Raw genomic sequence first — 22349 nt, forward strand, 5'->3', positions numbered from 1 at the left:
TGGTTGTGAACTTAATTGGTTGTATAATATTCAAAAATATCAGTACGCTGTTGCAATTTCATCTGATATTTTCTCTATCTACTATACGATATTATCATCATTAAAGCCACCAAGCCAATAAAAGAGAGAAAATGAGTCAGGATTAAGCCGGGAGTTTTACCAGTACATGTTTTAGCTGAGTGCTCCGGGAGATCACCTTACCATCAGCATAAATAATGAACCCTTTACCTTTGTGGTATTTTGTACCGGTTTTATCCCAAACCACGCTGATAGTGTGCCCGTGATAAAGTACATTATCCAGCGCAAACCATTTCCATTGGTTTTGAGGGATCAGCGGGAAAATCTCCAGTATATTATCCTCATGCGGTTTTAAGCCCACAAGGTCGCTGATGACCAGATCACAAAATCCGGAGTGGTTATAGTAGCTGCTCCTTGGGTTATCACCTTTAAGCCAGTAACCTGTTTTTTCATCCTGGTATTCGCCTAAATAAGGCTGCCCGCGTTTAATATGTGAAAGCGCGTATTTATGCAGCTCATCATAAAAAATGCCGGGCGTCATTGTTCCTTTATTTTGATACGTGGTAAGCAAATTGGCCAGTCCTTTCAAGGTTTGCGTGGTGGCAAAAGGCCATACTGCTCCGTCCCACTCGCAACCATGCCCGGTTCCATGGGTGCGGAACAAGGGGTGCCTGCGTTCGGCAGTGGTAATGCCCCATGGCGCGTTGAAACCTTTAGCATCCGTTAACTGATCCCATTGTTTGGAATAAGCAGGTTTATCATCGGGCAGGTTAAAATACCAGGGGATAAAACCAAGTTCTTCGCGGGCATCGGCAAAATGCCCATCGGGTTTACGTACTTCAAAAAAGGAGGCGCTATCGTTCCAAAGACTGTCCTGCACCAGTTTTTTAAGATCGATGGCTTTCTGTGTATACTTTGTTTTCAGCGAATCATTACCGGTTAAGGCTGCCATTTTTGATAAAGCCACCGCATTGCCATACATATAGCTGTTGATAGTAGGCCTGATGTTTTTGACCTTGCGTCCTCCGCTGATACTTTCCTCCATAGCATCACGCACGTCAAACTGCCAAAATAGCTTGGAAGGCAGCTGTTTTTCAGTTTCCCACACGTGGTAATCGGCATTAAGCGAGGGCAAAGCCTGTTCGACAAACTTTTTGTCGAGGTTTACGAGATAATAATTATACACAGCGTCATCTATCCAACTGCTGAAAGCATGCAGGTGCGGCTTCTTCTGTTTAGGATCAACATACAGCCAAAAATTGATATACTGGTTGATGTATTGCAAATCGTGCAGCCAGCGCCCCTCATAAACCTGGTGTCCGAGGGCACTGCTTGAGCTGTTATAAACACCGGTGAAACTAACCGGGGTTATAAATTCGGTAAAAATGAAGCCATCGGGCGTTTGTTTCAAATGTTTCCTAAACGTCCACCAGCGGTAATAATAAATCTTTTGAATGGCCGAATCGGGGCAATCAAACAAGGGCACATTTTTGGCAAGCCAGTCGTAGGCATGATCGTTAGTGATATAATTTTTAACCGTTTCGGTATCAGTTTTATTAAAGCCATCCACATAAGTTTTCAGCTTTTCAAAACCCAATACATGCTTTTGCTGTGCGAAAGCATTGCCTACCATACAAAAAAACAAGCCGATCAAAAATGCCCTTTTCGTCATCTCTTATACCTCCACAATTGCTTTGATAACACCGTTGGCCGGGTTCAGCCAGCTTTCAAACTGATCTTTTACTTCATCAAATTGTACCCGGTGCGTAATATAGGTTTGCGGATTCACCAATCCGCTTTTCATGGAGCGGATCACATGCTCAAAATCCTCGCGGGTTGCATTGCGACTGCTCATTAAGGTAGATTCGCGCTTATGAAATTCGGGGTGACTTACAATAATCTCATCCCGCTGCAAACCAACCAGCACATACCTGCCGCCATGCGCCAAATACAGGAACGCCCCGTTTATCGCTCTTTGATTGCCGGTAGCATCGATAATCACCGTTGGCATGTCGCTATTGGTGATCTCTTTCAAGCGTTCGGTTACGTCTTCATTTTTCACGTTGATGGTATAGTCAACCTTCAGGTTTTCCCGGCAAAAGTTTAGGCGCTGCTCATTTACGTCGGCAGCTATGACCTTTGCACCGGCAATGCGGACAAATTCCAGAATGCCTAAGCCGATTGGGCCTGCGCCTATCACCAGTACAAATTCGTCCGGCTTTACGTCGGCTCGCCGCACACCATGGGCACCGATAGCCAATGGTTCAACCAATGCCAGCTCATCAAAACTTAAACCTTCGCCATGAACCAGTAAATGCGATGGTACCTGCAGATATTCGGCCATGCCGCCATCGGTATGCACACCGCAAACCTGGATATTTACACAACAATTTGGTTTGCCGGAGCGACAGGCAATACAATGCCCGCAATTGAAATACGGGATAAAAGTTACAGCCTCACCTTTTTCAAAACCTTTGGCATCACCGACTTCAATCAGTTCGGCTGCAAGCTCATGGCCTAAAATTCGAGGATAGCTAAAAAAGGGCTGCGTACCTTCAAAGGCATGCAGATCGGTGCCGCAAATGCCTATGCGTTTTATTTTAAGCAGCGAATAACCCGGCTTTAATTGCGGCATATCGGCAGTGCCGTATTCCAGTTTACCGGGTGTGGTACAAGTTAGTATTTTCATTAGTATCTCGTCATATTTTCCCCGTTTCCGTGTCCTCACGGAAACCTGTGCTTTTTACTGTGGCTGTTTTTACTAATATCTCTTTTCATTCCCTATCTACGATACCTGTCTACGGGTGTTCGTGGGGACACGAACACGGGGGTGGAGAAAGTAAATGTGCAATTAAAGCGAAACCCCTCTTTTCCACGGAATAAAATCATCCTGCCCGTGGCGAACCGCGTGGACTTCAATCTCTCCGCTTGCTACTTTTACAACATAATCCAGGATGCGTTCGCCGGCCTGTTCAATGGTTTCATCACCCTCCACAATGGTACCGGTATTGATGTCGATAATATCGCTCATGCGGTTAAATAACGCGGTATTGGTGGCAATTTTTACAACCGGGGCTATAGGGTTACCTGTAGGCGTTCCCAGCCCGGTTGTAAATAAAACGATATTCGCCCCCGAACCAACTTCGGCCGTGGTCGATTCCACATCGTTGCCCGGGGTGCACAGCAGGTTAAGGCCCGGCTGTGTTACTTTTTCGGGATAATCCAACACATCGGCCACCGGCGATGTGCCGCCTTTTTTTGCTGCCCCGGCAGATTTGATCGCATCGGTGATCAAACCATCTTTAATATTGCCCGGCGATGGGTTCATGTAAAAGCCTGAACCGGCTTCTTCTGCCCGCTGGCTGTAGGTGCGTACCAGGTCAGCAAAACGCTCGGCCTTGTTTTTGTCCAGGCAACGATCAATCAGGTTTTGCTCCACACCACAAAGCTCCGGAAACTCGGCCAAAATAACGGAACCGCCCATAGCCACCAGCAGATCGGAAGTGTACCCGATAGCCGGATTTGCAGAGATACCCGAGAAGCCGTCAGAGCCGCCGCATTCTAAACCAATGGTCAGCTTACTTAAAGGGGCGGGTTGACGGGTATATTGATTGGCCTGCATTAAACCGGCGAGTGTTTGCCTGATGCCCTGCTCCATCAAATCGGCCTCTTTGCCTGTTTTCTGCTGATCTAAAATATACAAAGGTTTGTTAAACTCCGGTGAGCGTTTATTGATCTCCTCCTGCAAAGTTTTCACTTCGGCATTCTGGCAGCCCAGGCTCAGTACCGTCGCCCCGGCTACGTTGGGGTGGGTAATATAACCGGCCAGTAAACCGCAAAGTGCGGTTGAATCCTGGCGGGTACCACCACAGCCGCCTGTATGCGTTAAAAACTTAATGCCATCAACGTTAGGAAAAACCTTGTTACCGGCATTTTGAGTGGTATCGCTGCCTATTTCAGTAAATAAAACCTCATCTATCTGGGCGCCTGCCTTTATTTTACCGATCAGTTCCTGCGCTTTGATCTCATATGTTTTTTTGCGGCCGTAACCCAAAGGTTTTACCAATGCTTCCTGCAATACTTCAATATTGCGGTTTTCGCAAAACACCATCGGTACAACCAGCCAGTAATTAGCCGTACCCACACTACCATCTTCGCGGTGATAACCGTTAAATGTTTTACCCTCCCATTTGCTGATATCGGGCCTGTGCCAATCGGTATGGCTTTGGCCTGTTAAAAAGCTGTTTGCCGCGTGTTTTACATTGGCAGTACTAAGTAACCCGCCAACCGCTATCGGGCTTTGGGCCTTACCTACCAATACCCCGTACATAATGATCTCCCCGCCTTCGGGAATATCTACAATAGCGAATTTATGTTTAGCTGGGATCAGTTCCTTTACGGTATAAGTTTTATCCTGGTAAGTAACCTGCTCGTCAGCCTGCAAATCGGTCAACGCTACCAGTACGTTATCGGCAGGGTGTACTTTTAATATATTCTGTTTCATGGATGTTTAATTTAAATGGCGCTTATTTCCAATTTTCCCTGTTCATTAATAAGCTTGAACTGTGCTGTCACCGCCTCTGTAAAGCCGGGCAAATTTGTCAGATCGGCATCCCAAAGACTTTTATTTTTGAGGATGGCCGTTATTGCTGTTTCAGCATCCGCACCATTCCATGCTTTGCTCAGGTTTGGCGCCTGGTCGTCAGTTATTGTGTAGTTATCCGAATGCGCTGTTCCCGTGTATTTACCATCGGCAGTTTCAGTGATCTGCATAAAGCGGATAAAAGCTGCAAAACCAAGGGCCATTAATTGCGGCGCTTTATTGTTTTGTTTATAATAGTTCAGTAATAACGGAATAACCCGCATTTTAATTTTAGTGGCATACTGTACCGAAATGCTCAGCCACTCGTGCCTGATGTTCGGGTTGCGGAACCTATCAAGCACCTTGCCGCCAAAATCGCGGGCTACATCTTCATCAATCTGGTAAGGGATGGATGGCATGATCTCGGTAAACATCAGTTGGGTAATGAACTTTGTAAAATGCGTATCGTCCATTGCCTCCTTAACCGTTTTAAAGCCGGAAAGATAGGCCACCGCGCAACTCAGTGTATGTGTACCGTTGAGTAACCGCAGTTTCAACTCCCTGAACAGTTCAATATCAGGAGTGATCACCACGCCTTTATCTGCCCGGGCAAAAGATAATACCCCGGCTATTTTTTCATCGCCCTGGATAGCCCAGAGACTATAAGTTTCGGACATGATGCTGAGGTTATCGGTATAACCGCGTTCGGTTTCCATGGCATCGCTCATTTGTTGATCCGGTCTGCCGGGCACAATCCTGTCAACCAGCGAATTGCAGAAGCTGTTGCTGCTCTCCAGCCAGTCCATAAAGGCAGGTTCCAGTTTATTCAGATGGGCAAGTTCCAATACAATGGACTCCAGTTTTTTGCCATTATCGATGATCAACTCCGTTGGGATGATCACCAAACCAGTATCGGGCCGTCCATTAAAAGCCCTGTAACGTTCATATAAAATAGCCAGCAATTTACCAGGAAATGATGCCGGCGGGTGTTTGCGCACATCTTCCTTTACCAGTTGAATACCTACCTCCGTTGTATTGGAAATCACTACCTGTAAATCCTTGCTCCGTGCTATCTCCAAAATCTCTTCCCACTCGCTTGAGGCAGAAAGTACGCGACTGATTGCCGAACAGATCACCTGCTCATTAACCTCTTCACCGTTTTCAATCCCTTTGGAATAAATGGTATACAAGCCATCCTGCATATCGAAATCAGTCGTCGAGCCTTTGTCGGTTGATTTAACAACCGCTACCCTGCCGTTGAAGATCCCGGCACGGTTAGCTTTATCGATGAAATAATCGGGCAGACCGCGTAACAATACACCTGTTCCGAACTGCAGCACCTTTTCGGGCAGATCGAACACGTTTGCAGGTGGCAGCTCCCCTGCCGATACGGTTGTTTTGTTCAGGTTATATCTTGATAATATCATGTGCTTATGGATTGTAATGAGGTTGCTATTTTTTTGATTGAGGGATTTGCTTTACCAGCCAAATGACTAAATCGTTAGCTGCTTTAAAATTGTCATATTCCGGAGGCAGTTTCCGGCCATCTGTATATTCGTTATAAAACCAGGGATCGCCAACGGCAAACACAGTACCTTTACCATATTTGGCAGTAGCTGCGATAATATCCTTGCCATTGGTTAACTGCGCAACTGCCGGATTGCTTAGCTGCAGGGTACTCAACTCTTTGATGTAAACTTTGCGGGCCGTTTTAAAGATGGCATTATCCTGTTGGATATTAATAGCACCCTGCTCAAAGTTGCGCCCTACCACCTTATTAACACTGTTTTGGTTAAAGCTGATGCCAAACTTCGCCATCAGTTTGTTCAGGTGCACAAACTCGGCATTGCCGGTATCATTGTTTAACACAAGTAGTATACCGCCATTTTTCACCCAGTTGCCAATGGCTCTGATATGCGGTTCTTCAATGTATTTAGCGTCGGGGTTTTCCTTCGGGATATCTGGATCAACGATAATATAAGCAACTGCTTTTTTAAGGTTCTCCGCATCCGGCGCCTCATTTAAAGTTTTGGTGTACAGCTCATAATTGTTAAATACCTGCCCTAAAAACGAAAACCCATTGTTATCCTGCTCCTCCCATTTGTAATGGAACGGGATACTTTTACCGGTAATATCTTTATGATATTCGTTATTGAAATAGCTGTCCAAAAGGACAGTTTTGCCTTTACCTAAATTGAGGTTAATCAGGCGCTCCATTTCTACGCTGGCCAGCATAAAAGCACCAACACCTTTTGTTTCGTTGGTTACCGTTTTAACACCCGTATAATATTCGTAGCTGCCGTCGCGATATGGCTCGCCGCCGAGTCCTACTGCCCCTGCGGTGCCTTTCAGGTTTACCTGTCCGGCGGCATCTGTTTCTATAAAGTTTTTGATAATACCATCATAGGCTTTTTGAGCTACCGGCAAATATTTTCGTGGAAGATACCCCTCCCTTACACCTTTGGCCAGCGTATAAACAAACATGCACGATGCTGATGCTTCCAAATAATTACCATTTTTGCTGCCCTTGTCAAGTACCTGGTACCATAAGCCCGAGTCTTTATCCTGACTGCTTTGTATAGCGACAGCAAGGCGGTTCAAAATGGCAACGAGTGCCACACGTTTAGGATGATCAACTGGAAAATAAGGTAACACGTCAACCAGCGCCATGGCATACCAGCCATCGGCTCGTGCCCATAAACTTGCCGAGAGGCCAGTTTGCGGATTTGCCCAGCGTTCCTTTTTGCTTTGATCCCAGGCATGGTACAGGAGGCCCGTTTTATTATCTCGGGCATATTTTTCCATCAAAATAAACTGGTCGGCTATTTGGTCAAAGTCGGCGTATTCGTGGTAAACTGAAGCGTATTCGGCATAAAAAGGCTCGGCCATGTATAAGCCATCGAGCCACATTTGGTTAGGATATCTTTTTTTATGCCAGAAGCCCCCTTCTGGTGTTTTAGGCTGCTCACTTATTTGCTTACGAAGCAGATAGGCTGCTTTATAGTATTTTTCGGTACCTAATACCTGTTGGAGAAATAGCAAACTCCGGCCTGAAAGGATATTATCAAGCGTATAATCATTGGCTTTATAAGTACAGATGGTTCCATCTGTCCCCACATACCTGTCCATCGATTTTTGGATATAGCTAAAATATTCGCCCTTGGCCGATTGTTGCCAAACGCTTTGCAGCCCCTGCAAAACTATCCCCTGGTCGTATGACCAGTTAGTGCCCGGTAATGAATCTTTCCATAAATGAATGGCCGTATTGGCTATTCGCTGTGACCATGGCAGTGTTTGTGCCCTGAGCCAAAAGCCAGCGAACAGGAAATTACATAACAATAATATTTTCTTCATTATACAGCTCATTTTATCAATGTTACATCCCAGCTATCATTCCCGGCAAGGATGTTATTTAATGTATATTTTTTCACTTCGGCTTCAGTAAGCTGGTGCGACCAAGGCGCACGCTTACTTATATCAACGCCCTTACTTTTGAATTCAGCAAAAAAGACGGTATTTTCATTTTCGGGGTTCCGCCAGTTATCCCAGCCTGTAGCATAGATCTGACTGCCCATTTGGGCATTGATAAAAACTGCTTTGGCATACGGTCGCCATGGCCTGCCGAGGTAAACTTTTTTAACGGAAGTATCTGCCGTTATTAGCTTACAGTCAATAAATACAAAACCAAATTTCTGCCTCGGCGTGGTAGCAGGGGCAGTTATAAAAGAGTTTTTGAGACTTTTGATCACGCAGTTTTGGAAAACGGCAGTGGCTTCGCCGAAAATAAAATCGGTAGTACCTTCAAGATAGCAATCCTTATAAAATTGACGGCTGTTTTCTGTGCCTGCATACAGCGTATCCTGGTTGCCAAGCAGCTTGCAATTGATCACGGCACACCTATCTCCCTCTACGTGTAAAGCCACCGCCTGCCCTACCGGACCGGCAGCATTTGCTATGGTTAAATTCCTTGCGATAAAATCGTTCCCCTGTACCAGAACTGTGTATGAAGTATAGGTTGTAAACTCGGTTTTTCCAAAGACGTCCTTTCCCTGCGGGTTTGGCTTACCCGAGAAATCGCTGCTGGTTATAATGGTAGTATTTTGATCTTCGCCAATCAATTCGATATTAGATTTCCAGGATGGGATCACCAGTTTTTCCGGGTACACACCAGCTTTTATATAAACACTAACCCTTTGCTGCGAAAGGTCGCGAACGGCATTTATAGCCTGCTGAATAGTTTTAAAATCGCCGCTGCCATCCTGGGCTACGGTAAAGCGCTTTGGATATATCACCGCCTGCGCCAGCAGTAATGCCGGTGCAAAAACGATCCATATCAACAATGCGGCCGTCTTCATTATTTTGAACCGGTTAATGCACTTTCTGCTGCTCCTGAACTAAACTCAACTTTGCTGTTAGCCTTTGAAGCATCTGTATTCAGCAATTTTATCTGCTGCGATTTTTTGCCGCTGATCTTAAACAACAGCTGCGTATCGCCATAGGTAATATGATCAAACGTAACACTGCTGCTGTTTTGAATATTGATGAGCGGGTTAGTTTCTTTGCCTTCGAAGTGAATATTTTTCAGGAAGATGTTTTGCGCCTCTATTACATCTGCGCCTTTAACGGTTTTGAAAGTACTGTTTTCGATGTGGATGTCTTTAATCCCCATCTCAGGCAGTCCTCTGATCATGAGGGCTTTTTCGGCACCGTTGCATACCACGTTATTTACATAGAATTTGCGAAATGAAGGCGTAGCTTCGGTTACCGGCACAACAGCCTGGTCATTTACATTATCGTCTTCACCGGGAGATTTGCCGCCATAGTACATATCAAAAAGAATAGCCTCATGAAGGATCTCCTTCATGCTGATGTTTTTGATGAAGATATTTTCGACCACACCGCCCCTGCCCCGGGTAGTTTTAAAACGCAAGCCTATATCTGTACCGATGAAAGTACAGTTGGACACGAAGATATTGCGCGCCCCGCCCGACATTTCGCTGCCTATCACAAAACCGCCATGCGCACGGTAAACCACATTATCCCTCACGATAACATTTTCAGTTGGTTTGCCCCGTTTACGGCCTTCTTCATCCCGACCTGATTTAATGCAGATGCCATCATCACCAGCATCAAATGTGCTGCCTTCAATCAAAACATTCCGGCACGATTCCACATCAATGCCATCACCGTTCTGGGCGTTCCAGGCATTTCTAACCTTTACATTCTGCACGGTTAGGTCTTCGCACAATAAAGTATGGATATCCCAGGCAGGCGAATTTTGCAGCGTAACGCCCTGCAGCAGTACTTTTTTACAATTGGTAAGCACCAGCATATTGGGCCTGAAAAAGTCTTTGAAAGGTTCATTATCCTTTATGATTCTCCCGTTGCCTATCACACCTGCACCTGGTGTTTTTAGTCCGCCGACATAGCTTTGGGATGGGTACCATGATTTACCGTTTTCACTTACCACGCCGCCTGATGCTACGAGTTTATTCCACTCTGCTTCGGTGAGCCTGTCTTTGCTGATAGCCCGCCAAACTTCGCCGTGACCATCAATAATGCCCTCGCCGGTAATAGCTATATTGGTAAGGTTAGTACCTGATATCGGCGATTCGTTACGTACTGCGGCATGGCCTTCGTAATTACCTTCAACAAGCTTGTATTGGCTTTTATCATCAGTGAACTGCAACAACGCTGCACGGCTTACATGCACGTTTACATTGCTTTGCATCACCAGCGGACCGGTTAGCCACAAACCCGGCGGAATAAGTACTACCCCACCACCTTTAGCACTACATGCCGCAATTGCTTTATTAATGCTGATGGTATTTAATGTAAGGCCATCGGCTTTGGCACCATATTTTAAAATATTGATGGTATCTTTTTTAAACACAGGTTTGCTTACCTGCGGCAAATGCTGCCAGGAATATTGCTGTGCCTGCGACGTAAAGCAACCTGCCAAAAGCAAAACCGCTATCCTAACCGTTGTTTTTATTACCGACATGTTTTTATTTTAAAACAGCTATTTATCGCCCTATAATTGGTGAAGGACTGTTAAATCCTAAACAAGATTAAAGGCTGAGGGCAATAAAAAAAAGGATTTGTCCAACTAAAACCGCGCAAACGTTCCCAGAAACGTTTGCGTAAATTTTTAGAGAGGTAAAAGTGGGATAGGTTTGAGTTAAACCAAGTGGATATATCTTGCCGAAATGCACCGTTATGTGCTACCTATGTAGAATAACATCCAAAAAATATTTGCACCATAGGTGTTCGGATAAATAAAAAAAGTGGTGGATTATGCGATTCCCTCCCCTGGGAGGGTGTAGGGAGGGGTTCATCGATAGGCTTAATCGTTTGAAATGGCGTATATACCCCTCCCTGCCAACACACATTTCAGCCGCACCCCTCCCAGGGGAGGGAATTAAAAAATCTTCCAAACGCTTGTTAGGGTAACGCCTGTTATCTTACTTCAAGTAAGGTAGCATCTAACGGGAATTTGAGCATGATAAAGATATGCCCAACGGATAGTTGGCTAAAGAGCTTATGAACTACAATACCACCTTAACAGTATTGCCATTTTTAACAACGTAAGTATGTTGCTTTACTCCCCGGATAACTTTTACTTCAATTTTTCCAGCTGCCAGTCTCGAAACCTTAAGGTCGAAAACTGTTCCGAATGCCTGAATTTTATTCAAAGCCATGTTATTCCAATTACGGGGCAGTCTTGGGGTGCAATTGAAGCTATTGAAGCCCGTAGGCCTCATGCCAAACAAACCTTCTGTAAAGATCCGGCAATACAAGCCGCTCTCGGCCGATAAATGCCGTTGATTACCTTCGGGATAGGCCTCAACCGGGTAAGGCACATGCTCCCCTAACAGCCTGCGGTTGGAGTAATAATGCAAATAATCGATAGCCTTGTCCGTAGCACCGGCCTGTAACACACCCCGTAGGGCATACAAGGTTGAACGGTCCCAGAAAGTTTCTTTTCCCTCTTCGGTAGCCAGGCCATCGACAGTCCATAATTGCGGGGAAAACAGCGCCTGGATAGTACCTTCTTTCCGGTCGAAAATGCCCATTGCCAGGGGCATACAGATCCAGGCCCGCAGAGTATTATTGGTTTCATAATACCGGTAGGTTTGATACCCATCAATGGTTGCCCCAAAGTATTTTTCAATAGCTGTTTTGAGTTGAGCGGCTTCTTTCCTGTATTGGTCAGTAATTTTAGCAGGTACCTGTAGCTGTTTGCCAAGCAAAGCTGCCGATATCAGCGCATCATAATACAGGCTGTTGGTGGATAAATTGGCCTTCCCCGCCGGGAACCTTCCTTCCAATTCATCGGCATCAGATGTTACCACCCCCTGCTCATTGATATGCCTGCGGCTGTATTCCAGGCACCAGGTTATCAGCGGCCATAGTTTCCGCGCCGAGTCTATTTTGCCATAAGCCAATGCAAACCTTGATGCGCCATAAGCTATCATGGCCTGGTCACCCCGGTCACCGGCACCATTCCAAAAGGTATCGCCCTCGGCCACTATTGAACTGGGAATTGGCTTGTACTGCGGGTTCATATAGCGCGCAAACAACCGGTAACAATTCAAAGCTGATAAAACACCTATACTATCACCAGAAAACGCAAAATAAGGACTGATATATTCTGCCTGGTCATTGGCCCAGATGGCAGCATAATAGGATAAGCCGCCCGGCCCATGCATATAGCCGGCTTTTGTTTTAAAAATGCTCTCCGTGGCGCGTATTTTGGCAAATGCAAATTCAGTATTCAGTATGCTATCAGGAGTTTGCAATTGCAAAGGGGCTAAAATCTGAGTCACGCGGTTCATCCTTGCCTTTTCTTCTGCTGAAGGGTCAACCGGGCTCAGCATCGCGGGATGATCGGTAGCGAGGTAACAAATGGATAGTACTACCGATTGGCCCGGCTGCAGTACATGCCGGCCATCATTAACCGATTGCATAATCACCGTATGCGGGGCCGATTTGCTGGCAGCCGAATCTGTTGTAACTATGCGGCTTAATTTTTCCATCGAAACGGTAACCGGTTCGCTGCCCTTATTGGTGATCGTAAATTTTTCAAGAGCCAAAGGTTTATCTATAGAAGGAAACAAACTTCTGTCTATACTGATTGCCCCCTTTTTACCTGCCTGGCCAAATACATGTATAATACCATGCTGGTTTATACTTTTAACCTTCAGGTTCATATCACCGGCACCATCTTCGCCGGTTATATGCAGCAGTTGGTTATCAATATAAATGCGCGGTAACTCATTATCATGAAAAGTATAAGCAATGTGGCTCCGGGTATCATCGGGCAGCATCCTGAAAGTAGGGAAAACCACCGTACGGGTCACATTGGCTAAACCGCTGGTATCTATCCCATACTTAACCCATAACGAAACCTTTTCGCCCGACATTTCAATATGATCACTATGCGGCAAATTTTTATCTATTTTCCATGAGATACTGCCATCAGGTTGTATAGCCCACCTTGCATTTTGTTTGGATAGATCAGTTTGCTGTGCCTGCGCTGTGTAACAAGCCAATATAATAGAAAATAAAAAGACACAGTGTTTAAGAAACTTCATAAAGTAGGTAGCGTAGTTACAGATTAATATACTTTGACGTTAACATTTTGACCGGGGTTAACGGCGGTTTCCACAAATGATACTGGTTTGTTTTGCAGGTCTTTTCCTATTTTAACCGCAATGGTTTTACCGTTAACAGCCGCATGTTTAAATGTGCCGTAAAACATAGCTTTCCATTTAAAGGCCTTGGCCCCGGTATTTTTTATAGCTGATTGTTGCCTGCTCAGATGTGCCAGATTAATATTGGTATTTAAAAGCGGTACATTGCTGATGGATGCGTTCCCGGCTGTATCCGTCTTATAAATAGTGATTAATGTTTGTGTACGGGCATCGGGTGATATGCCCATCAGGCCCTGTGTAACGCCTTCAATGATCCCATAGGATACTTCAGGATATTCCCTGCGGGCGGTTGATGGATCGGAAAGTAACAGCATATACTCCCTACCCTTGTCCCACCTGCCAAATTTGTAAAACAGGAACGGATAGTACGACATGTTTTCGACATTGATCTTAGCGGCCGTAACCCGATCCAGTGTTTTATTTGCCCTTACAGTATCTTTCAATGCATCAAACCACAGCAGGAAAGTTTCACCTTCATCCTTTCCAAACTGCCCGGTGTTACTGTAATAGGTATAGTATTGATCATCTTTATCACTCCACCAGTCGGCTTCAAGGCGTGCAAGGTATTTTTGTGCTTTTTGAGCGTAAACGGCGGCTTCTTTATGTTTTCCCTTATTGTTAAGAATCTCCGAATAGGTAATCATCCCCCGGTAAAGTGCGGCAACCAGATCGACACCGGTTTTTAAGTTTTGAACGCCTTCCGAATATGAAGGTAAACCCCGGCAGCGGTGAAAAGAATCACTTTCGTTATAGGGTACCGGTGCATTAGGATGTGCAGGCCTTTTCAGTAAAGAGTCAGCAGCTAATACCCAGATGCTGATATACTCATTTACGGTTCTTTGCTGAAAATTCACAAATGCGGGGGCATCAATGTAATGACGGTTGCCTGTCCACAGGTACATCCGCCAGCTTGCATTTAAAACATCAAAGTTTGCAGGCAGGTTATACCAAAACTCCTTATCATTCCGGTAATCATCAGGAGCAGGTTTGTTCCATTTATTGATCTCCCAATAGGAGCACCAATCTTTTGATTGTGAGATATGACCGGCAAACAAGTTAAACATATTGGTATTCTCACGGCTTAAGCCCAGTATTTCGGCACCAATACACTGGTGCGATACGTCCCTCATACAAAATGCCGACCGCGGCGGAAGCGCCGACTCATACCAGGGACCAACAGGATCTGTTGCGGCCCCTCTATAGTGCAAGGCTTGCTCCTTTGCCCAGTTAAATGCTTTTTCAACAGCTTTATCAGATGAGGTAAAGGCAGGCTGTGCAGCAGCATTAAAACATGCTAAAAGCAATAAAAGCAAAACCGCTTTATATTTAAGCAAGATCATAATCGTAAATTATTTAGTGTTTATAATGTATTAAGGTTAGGGCAAATATAAATTCTATTCTGTTCTATTCTATAAAACTATAGAAAAATATTTTTATACCAAATTTATTTTGCCAGAATTACCGGCGAGAACAAGACAAACATTGCAATCATTAGGATAAACAGGATACCCGCATAGTAGTACCGGTTTTTCCATGGGCTGATATTGACCAGGTTATTCAGCTTTAAAGTATATGGCACCGGCATGGGGTAAAACTTACCAATTGCAAGCATCAGGCCGCAGGTTAACACAAACAAAATAGCCAGGATATGCAGGAAATGAATATGGGTATTAATAACCAATTGCGTAAACGCATAGCAGGTAATAAAAAAGCCCAGCCCAATTTTAGCCGCTATACCGGGCACTCTTTTAGTTACAAACCCCATAAACATAATGGTAAAAATAGGCACATTAAAAAAGCCGTTAACAATTTGCACATAGGTGTAGAAGCCATTTTTAACAAAAATGATCAACGGGGCAATAAACATGGCTGCCAAACAGATCATAATCTCAAATTGCTTGGCTGTCCGCACCAGTTTTTTTTCAGTTACCTGTTTAGAACGTTTTTGCAACCAGGGCTTATAAATGTTTAACATGAACAGCGTACTTGAACTGTTCAATCCGGCATTAAAGGTAGTGAGCGAAGCCACAAAAATAATTGCCGAGATAAAGCCGGCCACAAAAGGAGGCGACACCATGCTAACCAGCCGCGGAAAAGCCTCGGCAGTATTATGCATATTGGCAAAAACATGTACCGCTATAATCCCCGGGATATTTAACAACAGCGGTGATACCAGTTTTCCCAGACTGGCCAGTGCAATGCCTTTTTGTGAAGTTTCGAGATCTTTGGAGGATAGCACCTGCTGAATAATATATTGTTCAGTGCCCCAGTAGTAAAGGTTAACGAGCAGCATCCCCGTAAACAGGGTACCAAAAGGTATAGCGTCATGTGATGTACCGATGCCATTGAGGTGACCGGTATGTTTGGTAAGTAAAGCTTGCAGCCCCTCTCCTATGTTTCCATTACCCATATACTTCAGGCCGAAGAAAGGCAGCAGGATCCCCCCGCAAAAAAAGCCTACACCCAGCAATATATCAAGCTTGGTGATTGCTTTTAACCCACCGATAATGGAGACGATGCAGCCGATGGTGCCCATGATCCAAACAAGCACAATGATCACCGTAGGATATGAGATCCCACACACATCAGAAAAATGAAATAAACCGTTAAATGCCACTGCCCCGGCGTAAAGTACCGATGGCAGGAGGTTAAATATATAACTGACCAGGAAGATTACGGATACCAGTCTGCCAACATCTGCCCCATACCTTGCGGTCAAAAAATCGGGGGTTGTTGCTATGCCCATTTTGAGGTAGAGCGGCATTATAAATTCTGATACCAGCAGCATAGCTACTACCGAACTTACCCCCCAGGCCATAACCGTCATGTTATTGGTATAGGTAAGCTCATTTTCGCCAATGATGGATGCAGCGTTGATATTAGTAAACAGCAAACCGCTGCCTACCAGCACAAAGCCAAGGCTCCGGTTGGCAAAAAACAGTTTATTTAAAGTATTAACACGTGCATTTCCCGCCCGGTACCATGATGTAAAAACTACTATCCCGGCAAAAAACAAAAAACCGGCAATCATCATGGCACTCATATCAGGTATTTATAGCGTACTCCTGTCAAACAATAACATCGGGACGGTTAACTGCAGTTTCTCTTTGGATAAAACAGCTTTGCCTGCCAGTTGCCCCATGCTGGAGAAATCGGCCGAGAAAGTAGTTATGCCGATAATTTCTTTGGCGGGCTCATCATTGTGGGATAATACCCCAAGGTCTTTACCTGGCTCCAGCATTTGCGTTTTACAGTCGCGCATAATTTGCCAGAGGGCAAAGTTGTCGAGCGTGAAATACACTTTCCCTTTTTGGATAGATCCGGGTACGTACTCCTCCAAAATCCGGCCTTTGACATCAAAATCTTCCAGGAATTTTTTGAACGACTGTACAATCTCTTTCGGATCGAGCGAGTTTTTTGAATGGTAAAAAATAAACTCATCAAACTGCTTTATCCGCGGAGCAAGTTTCGAAAAAACATCATATGAACTATGGCCAAACTCCTGGGTGATGTGGTTAAATTCACCTTCCAGCGGTTCAAACCTGTCAAACATCAGGAATTTATTTCGTGGGATAATATCCAGTAACTCTTTAGTTTTAGGATGCGGGATTGGCGCTGCTACGTACATGCCGTACTTCCCCCTTATCTGCAATAGTATGGTTTCAAAGATCTCGATATTACCATGATGAAAATAGGTGGTGAGCTGTACATTCTCTCCCAGCTCGTGCCTGAAGTTGCGGTAAAACTGCTCCTCAAAGGTATCCAGGTTATACATCAGCAAGGCCACATTTAAGGTTTGCCCGGTATTTCCGTTGCCCACAAAGTAGCCCAGCCTGTTTTTGCTTTCCACAATCCCCCTGCTGATGAGGTCTTTATAACCCTTCATGATGGTTTCGCGCGAAAAGCCCAGCTCCTTGATCAACCTGTTTACCGAGGGCAGCACTTCATCCTGGCCGATGAACTTTTCGTCGATAGCATTGATAATCCCCTGAACAAACCTGTCATGCTTGGAATAAGAAGGAACCTCCGCCAGCTTTCTTATCTCATCAAATATTTTATCCATTAAGTACGTAGTTTTAGGCAAAGTAAGAAAAAAAGGCAGCTACGCTGCTGCCTTTTTTATGCATTATTTTGGATTAATTGTAATTGGGGTTTTGTTTTAGATTAGGATTGATCTGAATTTCCTTACGCGGGATCGGGTAATAATAAAAACTTGGCACCCAGGTACGTTTCTGTATGGTAGTCACTTTGTAAGTGAACGATGTATTGGCCGGCGAAGTTGGCGTAATGGTAATCCCCAACCCATCTTTTGAGCCTATCTCAGCCATACCCCACCTTCTGATATCAAAGAAGCGGTGCCCCTCAAAGCACAGCTCTATCCTTCTTTCGTGGCGGATAGCATCTGTCAATGCTGAGCCGGTTGCGTTAACGGCCGGTACACCTGCCCTTGCCCTGATCTTGTTCAGGTAATTCAAGGCTTCGCTGCTGTTGCCAAGTGCTGCTTCTGCCTCGGCATAGTTTAAGTAGATCTCACCTAAACGAAAAGCAACCCACTGGCAGGCGCTGTAAGGCTGAACGTTAAAATCATAATTTTCATCAACCATTTTCCTGATCGTATAGCCTGTTTTCGAAGCATTCCAGGGAGATAATGAGCTTGATTTTGAATCGAGGCCACCCTCATAAAACTGGGCTCCCCGGCCCTGGAAAGGAGCGCCGTTAAACAGGATATCCGCATAAAAACGGGGTTCCCTGTTTTGGTAAGGATTTGTCCCGTTTGCTGCCCAGCTAAAGTGAGTACCATCGGCCATATCAAAGTCTTCAACCATTTGCTCCAGTACATTATATGCGCTGTAGCCGTTATAGCCGTTAGGGCTCAGGTCGCGGTAAAGGGTATTGTAACGATCTTCCTGCACGGTAGCATTAAACACCCTTGAAAAAATTACCTCACTGTTAAAAAAGTCGGTAAAGATGGTGTTGTAGGTTGTAGCATTGCCGTGCAACGAGTAAATGTTCAGATCTATCACCGCCTTCGCTGCATCAGCAGCAGCCTGCCAGCGGCTCACATCGTTCGTAGTATTAAAAGTTGGACTGGCAGCATACAATAACAAACGCGATTTAAGGGCAAGGGCAGCACCCAGTGTAGCTTTACCATAATCGCTGCTGTTGGCATAGGTTTTAGGCAATATTGCAGTTGCCGCGGCTATTTCGGTCAGGATAAAATCCCTTGTCTGGTCATAAGTAGCCCTCGATTCAGTAAAGGTATTGTCATTAGCTGTGTAAACCTTGGTAATCAGCGGAACGCCGCCAAAACGCTTCAACAATTCAAAATAGCATAGCGCCCTTAAAAAGTGAACTTCGCCTTTCATATTGTTAAGCTGTGCACCATGACCAACGCTATCAGCCATACCCACATTCTGAAAAAACAGGTTTGTTTTTTGAATGGTGCTGTACAGCGTTGTCCAGTAATTAAGGGTTGAACTGTAATTGAGGGGAAATGAACTTCCCTGGTTATCGGGCGTTGCCTGCCCCATAATGTAGGTATTTTCATTACACCAGTTAAAATTACTGTATAGTTCATCCGTTTGCGATCCCCAGCCAAATCCGCCGTCTTTAAAAGCGAATACCGATTCTTTATAGATCTGGTTAACAAATACCTGGATCAGCGAAGGATCTTTCCAAACATTATTGGTTGTGAAAGAACCGGTAGGCTGCAGGTCGATTACCTTTTTACAGGAAAAACCCGTAATCAGGAGCAGTAGTACACTAAAGGTTATATATATCTTTTTCATCACGCAATTCATTTAAAATGTAACATTTACGCCCAGGTTGATGATCCTTTGCTGTGGATAGATCCTGCCGTTGTTGACAGTACCCGTTGCACTTTCAGGGTCAAATGATGGTCCGAACTTATCAAACGAAAACAGGTTGTTTCCGCTTACAAATACCCTGGCGCTCTTTACTTTGATCTTGCTCAACAGATCTTTAGAAAAGCTATAACCAAGCTCCACATTCTTCAGGCGCAGAAAGGAATCGTTACGCAGCCAGAAAGTTGAAGGATAGGCGTTTGATCCGAACGTACGACTGGTTGGCCCGTTGAAAGTACGCGGGTAAGTGCTATCACCTTCTTTTAGCCAGCGGCCGTCAAAAAACTCCTGCGCCATGTTTAAACCACTGGGCATCAAAATAGCCTGAGCCCTGGCCTGTCCCTGCCAAAACACGGTAAAATCAAAGTTTTTGTACCGGCCACCCAGTGTTAAGCCGTAAAGAATTTGAGGAGTGTTTGATAAGGTGTTCCTTACTTTATCCAGGTCATTAATTACACCATCGTTGTTAACGTCTTTATACCTGATGTCGCCCACGCCTGTCCCGGTTGGATGAGGATAAGCATTCAGTTCGGCAGTGTTTTGAAAAATACCATCGGCCTGGTATAATAGCCATGAATCTATCGGGTATCCGGTAACACGTTGATAGGCGGGAACATTGGCCGGTTCGGCGCCGTAAACCACTTTATTAACAGCATAAGTCAGGTTTCCGCTGATATTATAAGAAAAATCATTGCCGACCTTTTTGTTATACCCAAGGTCAAGCTCAATACCCTTATTATCAACCTTACCCAGGTTTACATCGGGTAAAGTAAGACCGGTATAATCAGGCACAGATGCACTTGGCGGTACCAGGATATTTCTGCGTGACGAACGGAATGCATCAACACTTACCGAAAAGGCATGGAACAATTGTGCATCAAAGCCGATGTTGGTGGTAGTGGCAACTTCCCAGGTGATGTTGGCATTGGGTGTTGGGCCCAATGAAAAGCCTGGTACCTGTGTTGCATTTGGCCCGTAATAGTAACCCGCGCCCAGGTATTGCGAAATCTGCCCGGCCTGCAAGCCATAGGTTTGGATATATTGAAACGCATTTACGGCATCATTACCTGTTTTACCCCATGATCCCCTCAGTTTCAGATCATCAATAACCGATGAATGAAAGAAAGGTTCCTGCGAGATACGCCATGCGGCAGATACCGAAGGAAAGAAACCGAAACGTTTACCGGCCGGGAAATTTGGCGATCCGTCATAACGCATGTTGTAATCAATCAGGTACCTGTCGTCATAGTTATAGGAGATCCTGCTGATGAAGTTTTGACGTGCAAACTGGGTGGTTATTGAGTTATTGGTTTGCCCTTCTGTGCTACCTGCAAATAATTCCTGCACGTTATTGCTCAGGAAACCGGTACGGTAGGCATCCAGCTCGGTATAAGTTTGCTGCTGCTGCTCGTAGGCAACAAAAGCTTCAATACCGTGCTTGCCAAATTTACGCTCGTAGCCAAGCTTGATATTGCTTAACCGGCTTTTAGTTTGGTAGTTGTTGATGGAAAGGTTTGGCGGCACGGTAGAAGTGTACTCGTCATAATTGCCGGTGGTTTTGTTATAGCTGTAAGCAGGCGGAGGCAGGGCATTAAAGCCTTTGTACGCCCTGGTGTTTACATCGTAGGCAAAATAACCATCCAAATGCAGGCCCGGGGTAATTTTAGGTAAAGCCCAGCTGAACGATGTTTTGGTCTGTAAGAAATCGTAAGTATTATGGGTATAACCTAAATCGCCGTTCAGGATATAAACCATACTGGTAGCCGGGCCGCCACCAATACCAACGCCAACTTTACCATTTGGGTAAACCGGTGTAAGATAAGGATACGCATTCCACAGCTGTTGGAAAATGCCGTTGGCATCATAACCCGGCGCTTCACCGTTTTTATACTCGCTCCGGTACATGACATCCACGCCAATTTTAAAGTTATCGGTAGCAGCAATGTCAATATTGGCGCGGGCATTATCGTTTTTATAATAATCAGCGCCACTGTTATAAAGGCTATTTTGATAAAGATGCTGACCTGAGATATAGTATTTCACTTTATCTGAGCCGCCTCTTAAGGTCAGGATATTATTGGTTTGTGTAGCCCATTTGCGCATAACGGCATCCCACCAATTGGTGTTCGGGTGCCCAAGCGGGTCCGATCCGTCCTTGTACTTCTGAATGTCATCAGCAGTGTATTCATGCTGCTGGCCAACCAAATCGTCATATTCATTGGCTGATTGTGCGTATTGCCATGAGCTTAACATTTTAGGCACCCTGGTAGGCTGGGTGATAGAAAAATTGGAGGTAAACGATAAAGAGGTTTTGCCTGCCGTACCTCTTTTGGTAGTGATCAAAATTACACCGTTTGCCGCCCTTGCACCATAAATAGCGCCCGAAGCATCTTTCAATACAGTGAACGATTCAATATCGGCCGGGTCCAGGCGGTTAAAGCCGCGGTCGGGGATACCGTCAATCACCACCAGCGGACTGGTGTTGCCTAATGTTCCTTTACCGCGAACCAGGATACTGGCATCATCCGCCCCGGGTTCACCGCTGCGGGTATTCACAATTAAACCGGGTACTGCACCTGCCAGTGTATTGGATACGTTGGCAACCGGCGATTTTTCCAGTTCGGTACCCTTGATGGTACTTACCGCGCCGGTAAGGTTAGCCTTTTTCCTTGTTCCGTAACCAATTACAACTACTTCACCAAGGCTGCCCGCGCTTTTATCAGGCGTCAGGGCTACATCGCCATTCCAGTCTTTTGTAACGGTTACAATTTTTTTCATGTAGCCGATAAATGAAAAGGAAAGCTTTGCTCCGGTTTCGGGAACATTGATCTTGTAAAAGCCGTTTACGTCGGTGCTGATGCCCTGACCTGTTCCCTCCAGTAAAATGCTTACTCCCGGCAAGGCCTGACCATGCTCGTCGGTAACATGGCCGGAGATACTTCTTTTTTGTTGGGCAAAAACCTGCTGGTAACAAAGCAGCATGATACAGCATAGCAAATACATGCCCAGTTTTTTAGGTGGTACTTTTTTTTTCATAATGGTTCTTTTTTGAATAATTGGTTATTCTGTTCTGGTCTATTCTTTAATAAAGGTAGTAACAAAAATGATACCTCCAAACATTTTTATTTTTTTGTTTGAAAGCTCCCTTAACCGTGTATTGGTAGAATA

13 protein-coding genes are annotated in these 22349 nt (G+C 45.1%); all 13 read right to left on the bottom strand.

Annotation, left to right across the window (positions count from 1 at the left end):
• Window positions 1-142 precede the first annotated feature (142 nt).
• A complete protein-coding gene (locus ACFFGT_RS01865) occupies window positions 143-1690 on the bottom strand; it encodes an MGH1-like glycoside hydrolase domain-containing protein (protein WP_377020794.1) in 1548 nt (515 codons plus the stop codon).
• Window positions 1691-1693: 3 nt separating this feature from the next.
• Window positions 1694-2707: a zinc-binding alcohol dehydrogenase family protein gene (locus tag ACFFGT_RS01870; protein ID WP_377020795.1), complete on the bottom strand. Its 1014-nt coding sequence runs from the start codon at window positions 2705-2707 to the stop codon at window positions 1694-1696.
• Window positions 2708-2869: 162 nt separating this feature from the next.
• A complete protein-coding gene (locus ACFFGT_RS01875) occupies window positions 2870-4522 on the bottom strand; it encodes a UxaA family hydrolase (protein ID WP_377020796.1) in 1653 nt (550 codons plus the stop codon).
• 11 nt (window positions 4523-4533) lie between these two features.
• On the bottom strand, window positions 4534-6027 hold the full coding sequence (locus tag ACFFGT_RS01880; protein ID WP_377020797.1) for a tagaturonate reductase: 1494 nt from the start codon (window positions 6025-6027) through the stop codon (window positions 4534-4536).
• A gap of 25 nt (window positions 6028-6052) precedes the next feature.
• Complete coding sequence (locus ACFFGT_RS01885; protein ID WP_377020798.1) at window positions 6053-7954, bottom strand: glycoside hydrolase family 88/105 protein; 1902 nt, start codon at window positions 7952-7954, stop codon at window positions 6053-6055.
• An 8-nt stretch (window positions 7955-7962) separates the two neighbouring features.
• Window positions 7963-8955 (bottom strand): pectinesterase family protein, encoded by a 993-nt coding sequence (locus ACFFGT_RS01890; protein WP_377020799.1) that lies wholly within the window; start codon window positions 8953-8955, stop codon window positions 7963-7965.
• Window positions 8955-10604 (bottom strand): glycoside hydrolase family 28 protein, encoded by a 1650-nt coding sequence (locus ACFFGT_RS01895; RefSeq protein ID WP_377020800.1) that lies wholly within the window; start codon window positions 10602-10604, stop codon window positions 8955-8957. Before ACFFGT_RS01895 ends, ACFFGT_RS01890 begins: the two co-directional genes overlap by 1 nt.
• A 544-nt stretch (window positions 10605-11148) precedes the next feature.
• Window positions 11149-13197 (bottom strand): hypothetical protein, encoded by a 2049-nt coding sequence (locus ACFFGT_RS01900; RefSeq protein WP_377020801.1) that lies wholly within the window; start codon window positions 13195-13197, stop codon window positions 11149-11151.
• A 23-nt stretch (window positions 13198-13220) separates the two neighbouring features.
• Window positions 13221-14657 carry a hypothetical protein gene (locus ACFFGT_RS01905; RefSeq protein ID WP_377020802.1) on the bottom strand — a complete coding sequence of 479 codons (1437 nt, stop codon included), beginning with the start codon at window positions 14655-14657 and terminating at the stop codon, window positions 13221-13223.
• Window positions 14658-14761: 104 nt separating this feature from the next.
• Entirely contained in the window at window positions 14762-16360 is a 1599-nt protein-coding gene (locus ACFFGT_RS01910; protein ID WP_377020803.1) for a solute:sodium symporter family transporter, read from the bottom strand.
• 9 nt (window positions 16361-16369) lie between these two features.
• Complete coding sequence (locus tag ACFFGT_RS01915; protein ID WP_377020804.1) at window positions 16370-17380, bottom strand: GntR family transcriptional regulator; 1011 nt, start codon at window positions 17378-17380, stop codon at window positions 16370-16372.
• Window positions 17381-17453: 73 nt separating this feature from the next.
• Window positions 17454-19106: a RagB/SusD family nutrient uptake outer membrane protein gene (locus tag ACFFGT_RS01920; RefSeq protein ID WP_377020805.1), complete on the bottom strand. Its 1653-nt coding sequence runs from the start codon at window positions 19104-19106 to the stop codon at window positions 17454-17456.
• A gap of 12 nt (window positions 19107-19118) precedes the next feature.
• A complete protein-coding gene (locus tag ACFFGT_RS01925; RefSeq protein ID WP_377020806.1) occupies window positions 19119-22217 on the bottom strand; it encodes a SusC/RagA family TonB-linked outer membrane protein in 3099 nt (1032 codons plus the stop codon).
• Window positions 22218-22349 lie beyond the last annotated feature (132 nt).

The sequence above is a fragment of the Mucilaginibacter angelicae genome (assembly GCF_042434235.1).
Classification (GTDB): domain Bacteria; phylum Bacteroidota; class Bacteroidia; order Sphingobacteriales; family Sphingobacteriaceae; genus Mucilaginibacter; species Mucilaginibacter angelicae.

Coding starts and splice junctions, on each gene's coding strand:
- ACFFGT_RS01865 (WP_377020794.1), bottom strand. CDS start 1,690: ATGACGAAAAGGGCATTTTTGATCGGCTTGTTTTTTTGTATGGTAGGC.
- ACFFGT_RS01870 (WP_377020795.1), bottom strand. CDS start 2,707: ATGAAAATACTAACTTGTACCACACCCGGTAAACTGGAATACGGCACT.
- ACFFGT_RS01875 (WP_377020796.1), bottom strand. CDS start 4,522: ATGAAACAGAATATATTAAAAGTACACCCTGCCGATAACGTACTGGTA.
- ACFFGT_RS01880 (WP_377020797.1), bottom strand. CDS start 6,027: ATGATATTATCAAGATATAACCTGAACAAAACAACCGTATCGGCAGGG.
- ACFFGT_RS01885 (WP_377020798.1), bottom strand. CDS start 7,954: ATGAAGAAAATATTATTGTTATGTAATTTCCTGTTCGCTGGCTTTTGG.
- ACFFGT_RS01890 (WP_377020799.1), bottom strand. CDS start 8,955: ATGAAGACGGCCGCATTGTTGATATGGATCGTTTTTGCACCGGCATTA.
- ACFFGT_RS01895 (WP_377020800.1), bottom strand. CDS start 10,604: ATGTCGGTAATAAAAACAACGGTTAGGATAGCGGTTTTGCTTTTGGCA.
- ACFFGT_RS01900 (WP_377020801.1), bottom strand. CDS start 13,197: ATGAAGTTTCTTAAACACTGTGTCTTTTTATTTTCTATTATATTGGCT.
- ACFFGT_RS01905 (WP_377020802.1), bottom strand. CDS start 14,657: ATGATCTTGCTTAAATATAAAGCGGTTTTGCTTTTATTGCTTTTAGCA.
- ACFFGT_RS01910 (WP_377020803.1), bottom strand. CDS start 16,360: ATGAGTGCCATGATGATTGCCGGTTTTTTGTTTTTTGCCGGGATAGTA.
- ACFFGT_RS01915 (WP_377020804.1), bottom strand. CDS start 17,380: ATGGATAAAATATTTGATGAGATAAGAAAGCTGGCGGAGGTTCCTTCT.
- ACFFGT_RS01920 (WP_377020805.1), bottom strand. CDS start 19,106: ATGAAAAAGATATATATAACCTTTAGTGTACTACTGCTCCTGATTACG.
- ACFFGT_RS01925 (WP_377020806.1), bottom strand. CDS start 22,217: ATGAAAAAAAAAGTACCACCTAAAAAACTGGGCATGTATTTGCTATGC.